We start from the raw sequence: 7,337 nt of genomic DNA, 5'->3' as shown, positions 1-7,337 counted from the left end.
GGCCGGGTCCGCGGCGCGCGTCGGCGGGCGGGCACGGCCGCCCCGGGAACCCGCGGCGCAGGCCCGCGAGCCCCGCCGGGGGACTCCCCGAGGAAGGACGTACCCGCCATGGAGGCATCGGCACAGATCGGCGTGACGGGGCTCGCGGTGATGGGCCGCAACCTGGCGCGGAACTTCGCCCGCAACGGCTACACGGTCGCGGTGCACAACCGGAGCGAGGGCCGGACCAAGTCCCTGGTCGAGGAGTTCGGCCACGAGGGCGCGTTCGTCCCGGCGTGGTCGCCGCAGGAGCTGGTGGCCGCGCTGGAGCGCCCCCGCCGGCTGCTGATCATGGTGAAGGCCGGCCGGGCCACCGACGAGGTCATCGAGGAGTTCGCCCCGCTGCTGGAGGCGGGCGACATGCTCATCGACGGTGGCAACGCCCACTTCGCCGACACCCGCCGCCGGGAGCGGGCGCTGCGCGAGCGCGGCATCCACTTCGTCGGGACCGGCGTCTCCGGCGGGGAGGAGGGCGCGCTGCACGGCCCCTCGGTGATGCCCGGCGGCTCCGCCGAGTCCTACGCCGTGCTCGGCCCGATGCTGGAGCGGATCAGCGCCCACGTGGACGGAGACCCGTGCTGCACCCACATCGGCACCGACGGGGCCGGCCACTTCGTGAAGATGGTGCACAACGGCATCGAGTACGCCGACATGCAGCTCATCGCCGAGGCCTACCACCTGCTGCGGGAGGTCGGCGGGTACGCCCCCGCCGAGATCGCCGAGACCTTCCGGCGCTGGAACGAGGGGCGGCTCGACTCCTACCTGATCGAGATCACCGCCGAGGTGCTCGCCCACACCGACGCCGCCACCGGCGAGCCCTTCGTCGACGTCGTCCAGGACGCCGCGGAGCAGAAGGGCACCGGACGCTGGACCGTCCAGACCGCCCTCGACCTCGGCTCCCCGGTCACCGCCATCGCCCAGGCCACCTTCGCCCGGGTCGCCTCCGCCCGGGCCGAGCTGCGGGCGGCCTACCGGCCGCTGCCCGGGGGCGGCCGGCAGGAGTTGCGCCCGCACGAGGCCGAGCGCTTCACCCGGGACGTCGAGCAGGCCCTCTACGCGTCCAAGGTCATCGCCTACGACCAGGGCTGGACGATGATCCGCGACGCCGCGGCCGAGTACGGCTGGGACATCGACCTGGGGGCGGTGGCGAGGATCTGGCGCGGCGGCTGCATCATCCGCGCCGCGTTCCTCGACCGGATCCGTGCCGCCCACGCGGCCAACCCCGACCTGGTCAGCCTGCTCGCCGAGGAGGAGTTCGCGGCCGAGGTCTCCGACGCCCAGGCGGCCTGGCGCACGGTGGTGGCCGGCGCGGCCCAGCACGGCATCCCGGTGCCGGCCTTCTCCGCCGCGCTCGCCTCCTACGACACCCTGCGCAGCCCGCACCTGCCCGCCGCGCTGATCCAGGGGCAGCGCGACTTCTTCGGCGCCCACACCTACCGCCGCACCGACCGCCCGGGCAGCTTCCACACCCTCTGGGCCGAGCCCGGCCGCCCCGAGGTGCGGACGGACGGCGGGACGGCGTAGCCGGACGGCCCCGGCGCCCCGGGGGCGGGCGTCAGGGCCTCGCCGGGGCGGGCCTCAGGGCTTCTCCGAGACGGTCTTCCGCTCCGCCGCCCGCTCGATCTCCGCGAGCATGTCGCGCGGGAACCAGAGGCTGCTCGCGCCCGCGAGGGCGACGGCCGCCGCGCCGACCAGCACCGGCACGATGCCGACCCGGGAGGCGAGCCACCCGCCGACGAAGGCGCCGACGGGCAGGGTGGCGGTCAGCACGGCCTGGAGGAAGGCGTTGACGCGGCCCAGCAGGTGGGCGGGGGTGACGAGTTGGCGCCCGGTGGTCATGGCGATCGACCAGATGGTGGCCATCAGTCCGAACAGCAGCTGGTACAGGACCAGCACGGCGAAGGACAGCCCCAGGGACGCCGCCGGGATGAGGAAGAGGGCGGCGCCCGCGCCCACGGCGCACAGCCGGATGGCCCGGGCCATGCCCAGCGCCCGGGTCACCGAGGTCGCGACCAGCACGCCGGTGCCCATGCCGACGGCGTACGCCGCGTAGACCGTGCCGAGCTGCCACGGGGGCAGCTGCAGCTCCCGGTCGGCGTACAGGACGAACAGGCCGCCGCCGGCCCCGCCGCCGAGGTTGAGCCCGGCCGCGGCCAGCGCCTGGCGGCGCAGCAGGGTCTCGCGCCGGATGACCGCGAGGCCCTCCCGCAGGGCGTCGAGGCGGGAGCGCGCGCCGCTGCCCGCCTCCTGTGCGGACCGGTTCAGCGCGGCCGGCAGCGCGAGGAACAGGGCCCCGCCGACGAGGTAGGCGGCGCACTCGACCAGCAGCGCCGAGGCCGGGTCGATCAGGCCGATCAGGATGCCGCCGAGCGCCGGCCCACCGATCAGGCCGATGGTCCGGGCCCCGGTGAGCGAGGAGTTGGCCGGCAGCAGGCGGTCCGGGGGCACCAGGCGGGGCAGACAGGACTGCAGCGCGACGCCCTGCGCGGAGTTCAGTGCCCCGGAGGCGGCGGCCGCGGCGAACAGGTGCGGCCAGGTCAGGCCGTCCAGCGCGGCGGCGAGCGGCACGCTGCCGATGGCGGGGACCTGCAGCCAGGACACCGCTACCAGCATCCGCCGCAGCCGGGCCCGGTCGACGGCCACGCCGATCAGCGGGCTGAGCAGGACGCCGGGCAGGTAGGTCATCGCCATCAGCGCCGAGGCGCCGAGCGGGCCGGCGTGCAGGTGGGCGATGGCCAGCAGCGGCAGCGCCAGCGCGGTGACCTGACGCCCCACCGAGCTGGTCATCTGCTCCGTGACCAGCAGCAGCAGCGGCCGGTGTCGGCGCAGCGGTACGGATTCCGGGGCCTTGGCCTTGGCCGGGGTCGCGGGCGGGGTCGCGGGCGGGCCGGACTCCGGGGGTATGGACGACTCCTCGGCCGTGGAGGATCCCATGTATCAAACTCCTGTGTCGGGTACGGTCCGGTGGCGGATGCGGGGCGGGAGCGTCACCGCCCAGCCCCGGGTGACGAGCACGAGGCCTCGGACGCCGGCACGGACACCGCCTCACGGCCCGTACTGCTGGGGTCGTCCAGGGCGGTGGGGGTCAGGCAGGCCCGGAAGGTGGCCACCAGGTCGGGGTGGTCCAGGGCGAAGCGGGCCGAGGCGTCCGGGTCGCGGCGGTCGCGGACCTGGAGGACGTCCAGTCCCCGGATGCGCAGGCCCCACGTGCTCTCGGCAGCCCGTGGCGGGGAGTCACGGAAGTAGTCCATGCCGATGATGTTGTCGACCGTGATGAGGTCGAGCAACTTGTGCTGGTGGACGAGCCGTTCGGTCTCGGACTACGCCCGGCTCGCGGCCGTGGAGAAGGCGTACGACCCGGCCGACGTCCTGCGCGGCAACCTGAGCGTCCGACCCGAGGAGGGGTAGGTGTACGCGGTGGCGGTCCGGGCCCGGGCTCAGTTCGGCGCGGAACCGCCCGGCCCGGCGACCAGCCAGTGCGCGGGCAGCTCGATCCGGGTGCCGTCGGCGGCGGACTCCGTGGTGGCCAGCGGCAGTTCGCCGGTGGCGAGGACGTCGAGGCCGGCCGCGCGGAACAGCTCCGGGAAGACCGCGTCGGCGACCTCGGCGGGGGCGAGCCCGTGCGAGAACACCGGGCGCAGCTTCGGCGGCGGACCGTCCGGGGCGTGGACGAGCTCGCCCAGCACGCCCTTGGCCGCCTCGGCGAGCTCGAACACGAAGGCCCGGCCGCGGTCCCCGAGCAGGATGCGAATGGCCTCGACCACCCGTGGGCGGTCGGCCGGCTCGCTCTGGTGGATCACCCCGCGCACGTACACGTTGGCGTCGCCGAGGCGCTGGTGGAGCGCCCGGACGGCCTCGGGGTCGGTGGCGTCCAACCGGGTGAACTCGGCCCGCCCGGCCGGGTCGCAGCGCCGGGCGAGGTCCAGCGCGGCGGCGGACAGGTCGACCCCGAGGGCGAGCGGGAAGCGCTCGGCGAGGAAGCGGGTCTGGGTGCCGTTGCCGCAGCCCAGGTCGACGATGGGCAGCGCGGGGTCCGCCAGGTGCGGGCGGAGCAGCGTGAGGTGGCGTTCGGCGCTGCGGGCCGGCTCCGCGTCCCAGATCACCCCGCCCGGTTCCTCGGGCGCGTCGCGCCAGAAGCCCTCCCAGGCGTCCAGGTACCGACTCGTCACGCTCATGGCGGAGGCCTCCGGGTGGTGCGCGGGGTGTCTGGCTCGTGTCTATCGGTACCCGGCCGGGGCGGCAAGCGGGTACCGGCGGGCGGCGGCGGGCGCGCGCGGTCGGCGTGCGGGGGGCGCGTACGGCGGCGCGCGGGATCGGCTCGCGAGGTCGGCCCGCAGGGTCAGCCCGCGGCGCGCTCCTGGCGCAGCAGGTAGAGGCCGGAGGCGGCGGCGAGCACCGCCATGCAGGCGGCGAAGACCAGGCCCGCGTGGGTCAGGCCGAGCGGCCCGGTCAGCAGGCCCACCCCGATGACCGGGATCGAGATGCCGAAGTAGGCGACCACGAACAGCGCCGAGAGGGCGCCACCGCGGTGCTCGGGGGGAGCGGCCGCGGCCACCTCGCCCACCGCCCCGCGCAGGCCCATGCCCTGCCCGGCGCCGCCCGCCAGGGCGCTGAGCACCAGCGGCGGCAGGCTCTCCCAGGCGAGCGAGGCGGCCAGCAGGGCCATCCCGGCGATCAGCACCAGGCAGCCCAGCGGCACCGCCCGGGCGGTGCCCAGCCGGGGCACCAGGAGCTGGCCGAGGGTGGAGGCGAGGAAGGCCGTGAAGACGACCAGGCCGACCACCGCGCGGTTGTGGACGCCCAGACCGGTGGCGAGGAAGGCGGGACTGACCGAGGTGAACAGGCCCAGCAGGGAGAAGCCGGCGAACGCGGCGATCCCGGCCGGCACGAACACCCGGCGGACCTCCGGTGGCAGCGCCGGCCGGTCGGGCCGGGCCGTGCGCAGCGGACGGGCCCCGGCGACCGTCTCCGGGAGCATCCAGGTGAGGGCGAAGGAGACCGCGAGCAGCCCCAGGTGCACGACGAACGGCAGCACCAGCGGGCACGGGGCGTACTGCGAGAGCAGGCCCGACAGCAGCGGCCCGCAGCCGAGCCCGCCCATGTTGGCGGCGGTCGCGACGAAGCCCGCGCGGGCCTGGTGCCCGGGCGGGGCGAGCTCCAGCACGTACGCCGTCCCGGTGCCGGTGAACAGCCCCGCCGAGAACCCGGACAGCAGCCGGCCCAGGCAGAGCAGGGCGACGCTGTCCGCGGTCAGGAAGACCACGGCGCTGGCGGCCGAGCAGACCAGCCCGCAGAGCAGCACGGGCCGGCGCCCGACGGCGTCCGAGACGTTGCCGATCAGCAGCAGGACGCCGATGACCCCGAAGGCGTACACCGCGAACACGACCGTCACCGTCAGCTCGGAGAAGCCGAGCTTCTCCTGGTACAGGCCGTAGAGCGGGGTGGGCAGCGTGGTGCCCGCCATGCAGACGGCGAACGCGGCGGCGGCGACGAGGTGGCCCACCCGGGCCGGACCAGGCCCGGCGGTCCGACGATCGGTCATTCGCCCACGATAGGCGCGCACCCGGGAGGGGGGCCGTGCCGTGCGGGGGAGCGCTGCGCCGAATGGCCGTCCGGCCGTGCTCGGCGGCTATCGGGCGCGGGAGGGCAGGGTCAGCGGTCCGGGTGCCAGGTGGATTCGAGGGCGATGGTGCCGTCCGGCCGGGGCACGGGGTGCCAGCGGGCGCGCAGACCGGCCGGACGGGCGGCCGGCCGGGGCGCGCCCAGGGCACCGAGCACGGTGCTGTCGAGCGGGCTGGCGGCCAGCCGGTCCAGCACCCGCGCGCAGGCGCCGCGCAGGCCGTGGCCGTGGCGGCGCGCGTCGGGGACGTCGGAATGGAAGGCAGCGAGGACGGACATGCGGCTCACCTCCGGAGCGACCTGCGGGTCGTGCAGGCGTGGTCCGTCCAGCTTCGGGCCGTCCGGGGGCACCGGGCCCCGGATTGACGGGCTATTGACGGCTGCCGACACTCCGCTGACGAACTGCTGACGCGGAGGCGGTCTCCGCGCCCGCCGCCGTTGGTCCCCGCGCCCGCTCGGCGGCGGTCCGCCCGGTGGCGGGACGCGGGGTCAGCCCGTCGCCTGCCCGGCCTCGCCCTGGTGCATCCAGGCGATGACGTCCAGCACCCGCAGCACGCCGATGTCCTCGCCGATCCCGGCCTCCGTGCGGAGCTCCGCCAGCCGGGCGCGGAACGCCCCGCCGTCCGCGCGCAGGGCGTCGGCCAGCGCGGACCAGAAGGTGGTGTCGACCTTCGGCCGCCGGAAGAGCGCCTTCACCCGGATGTCGTAGACGGGTATCAGGTGCGGCCGCTTGCGGGCCAGCAGCTTGCCCGCGACGACGGGGCCGACGCCGTCCGGCTTGCCCGGGTACGCGGCGCGGGGGTTCGCCAGCCGGTCCCACAGCTCGGCGGCCGGCCCGCCGGGGGCGATCAGCGGGGCACTGGCCGGGTCCTCCAGCCGGGCGTCGCGGGGGATCGCGGACAGCAGCCGGCCCCAGTGCCCGTCGGGGTCGGTGAGCAGCTCGACGGCTCCGTGCGGCTCGACCGAGACGCTCAGCATGGTGATCGCGAGCAGGTCGTCGGCGGTGAAGGCGTCCGCCGTCTCCGGGCGGTCGCCGCCGCCGGCGAGCCGCTCGAAGTGGGCGCCCGTGTAGTAGTGGTCGCCCTTCGCCCGCAGCCGGGTGAAGTAGGCACGCAGCAGCCGGACCGAGGCCCCGGTGTCCCCGTACACCGGGGGAATCCACAGCGCCGTCATGAGGGACCCCCTTCGAATCCGTGCGTCCGGGGGCAGTGTGGCAGAGGGGTCCGACAATCCGGTCCGGAGGCCGCTGAACCGGGCCGGTGCCGGGGGCCGTAGGACCGTAGTGGGCGCGCAGCGGTGCGTCCGCGAAGCGGCGGGCGCGTCCGCGAGGAACCCGGGAGGAAGTGGATGCAGTCCCGACGCGACCAGGTGCGGGCGCACCCGGTCGTGCTGACGAGGCCGGTCCCGGATGTGTTGCGGGTGGAGCCCGAGGCACCGGACACCCCCACCCGGCGCACCACCCGGGGCGCCACGACGGGCCCGGCGGAGGAGGAGTGATGGGCGCTGTGGAGGCCCCGGAGGCGGTCGGCGCCTCGACGCTGCGGGCGCTCGGCGCGCACTACGTGATCGCACCGCCCGGCGCGGAGGCCGACGGACTGGCCGAGGCGCTGGCGCCCGTACGCGCTCAGCCGGGGGCGCTGCTGCTGCTCGCCGCCGCCGAGGACGCGGCGCCCGTCCTG

The 7,337-nt window shown here is 76.0% G+C and carries 9 protein-coding genes; 3 read left to right on the top strand and 6 right to left on the bottom strand.

Annotated elements, in window-relative coordinates:
* Positions 1-108: 108 nt before the first annotated feature.
* On the top strand, positions 109-1,563 hold the full coding sequence (gene gndA, locus AE652_RS30660) for an NADP-dependent phosphogluconate dehydrogenase (RefSeq protein WP_049657393.1): 1,455 nt from the start codon (positions 109-111) through the stop codon (positions 1,561-1,563).
* 54 nt (positions 1,564-1,617) lie between these two features.
* Here gndA and AE652_RS30655 read toward each other — a convergent pair whose 3' ends face one another.
* The 6 genes from AE652_RS30655 to AE652_RS30630 form a co-directional block, all read right to left on the bottom strand.
* Positions 1,618-2,973 (bottom strand): MFS transporter, encoded by a 1,356-nt coding sequence (locus AE652_RS30655; RefSeq protein ID WP_082346075.1) that lies wholly within the window; start codon positions 2,971-2,973, stop codon positions 1,618-1,620.
* A gap of 53 nt (positions 2,974-3,026) precedes the next feature.
* A complete protein-coding gene (locus AE652_RS30650) occupies positions 3,027-3,326 on the bottom strand; it encodes a hypothetical protein (RefSeq protein WP_049657391.1) in 300 nt (99 codons plus the stop codon).
* A gap of 150 nt (positions 3,327-3,476) precedes the next feature.
* Positions 3,477-4,214 carry a class I SAM-dependent methyltransferase gene (locus AE652_RS30645; RefSeq protein WP_049657389.1) on the bottom strand — a complete coding sequence of 246 codons (738 nt, stop codon included), beginning with the start codon at positions 4,212-4,214 and terminating at the stop codon, positions 3,477-3,479.
* Positions 4,215-4,378: 164 nt separating this feature from the next.
* On the bottom strand, positions 4,379-5,581 hold the full coding sequence (locus AE652_RS30640) for an MFS transporter (protein ID WP_049657386.1): 1,203 nt from the start codon (positions 5,579-5,581) through the stop codon (positions 4,379-4,381).
* Between the two features lie 110 nt (positions 5,582-5,691).
* A complete protein-coding gene (locus AE652_RS30635; protein WP_049657382.1) occupies positions 5,692-5,937 on the bottom strand; it encodes a hypothetical protein in 246 nt (81 codons plus the stop codon).
* A gap of 210 nt (positions 5,938-6,147) precedes the next feature.
* Entirely contained in the window at positions 6,148-6,831 is a 684-nt protein-coding gene (locus tag AE652_RS30630) for a DUF6308 family protein (protein ID WP_049657380.1), read from the bottom strand.
* A gap of 174 nt (positions 6,832-7,005) precedes the next feature.
* Between AE652_RS30630 and AE652_RS46715 the strand changes: the two genes are divergently transcribed.
* Positions 7,006-7,155: a hypothetical protein gene (locus AE652_RS46715; RefSeq protein WP_159028590.1), complete on the top strand. Its 150-nt coding sequence runs from the start codon at positions 7,006-7,008 to the stop codon at positions 7,153-7,155.
* A partial coding sequence (locus AE652_RS45475) for a hypothetical protein (protein ID WP_049657379.1) occupies positions 7,155-7,337 on the top strand: 183 nt, incomplete at its 3' end. The genes AE652_RS46715 and AE652_RS45475, both read left to right, overlap by 1 nt.

Source organism: Kitasatospora sp. MY 5-36 (genome assembly GCF_001182915.1).
Classification (GTDB): Bacteria; Actinomycetota; Actinomycetes; order Streptomycetales; family Streptomycetaceae; genus Kitasatospora.
This window is presented reverse-complemented; position numbering and strand designations above follow the sequence as displayed.

Coding starts and splice junctions, on each gene's coding strand:
- gndA (WP_049657393.1), top strand. CDS start 109: ATGGAGGCATCGGCACAGATCGGCGTGACGGGGCTCGCGGTGATGGGC.
- AE652_RS30655 (WP_082346075.1), bottom strand. CDS start 2,973: ATGGGATCCTCCACGGCCGAGGAGTCGTCCATACCCCCGGAGTCCGGC.
- AE652_RS30645 (WP_049657389.1), bottom strand. CDS start 4,214: ATGAGCGTGACGAGTCGGTACCTGGACGCCTGGGAGGGCTTCTGGCGC.
- AE652_RS30640 (WP_049657386.1), bottom strand. CDS start 5,581: ATGACCGATCGTCGGACCGCCGGGCCTGGTCCGGCCCGGGTGGGCCAC.
- AE652_RS30635 (WP_049657382.1), bottom strand. CDS start 5,937: ATGTCCGTCCTCGCTGCCTTCCATTCCGACGTCCCCGACGCGCGCCGC.
- AE652_RS30630 (WP_049657380.1), bottom strand. CDS start 6,831: ATGACGGCGCTGTGGATTCCCCCGGTGTACGGGGACACCGGGGCCTCG.
- AE652_RS46715 (WP_159028590.1), top strand. CDS start 7,006: ATGCAGTCCCGACGCGACCAGGTGCGGGCGCACCCGGTCGTGCTGACG.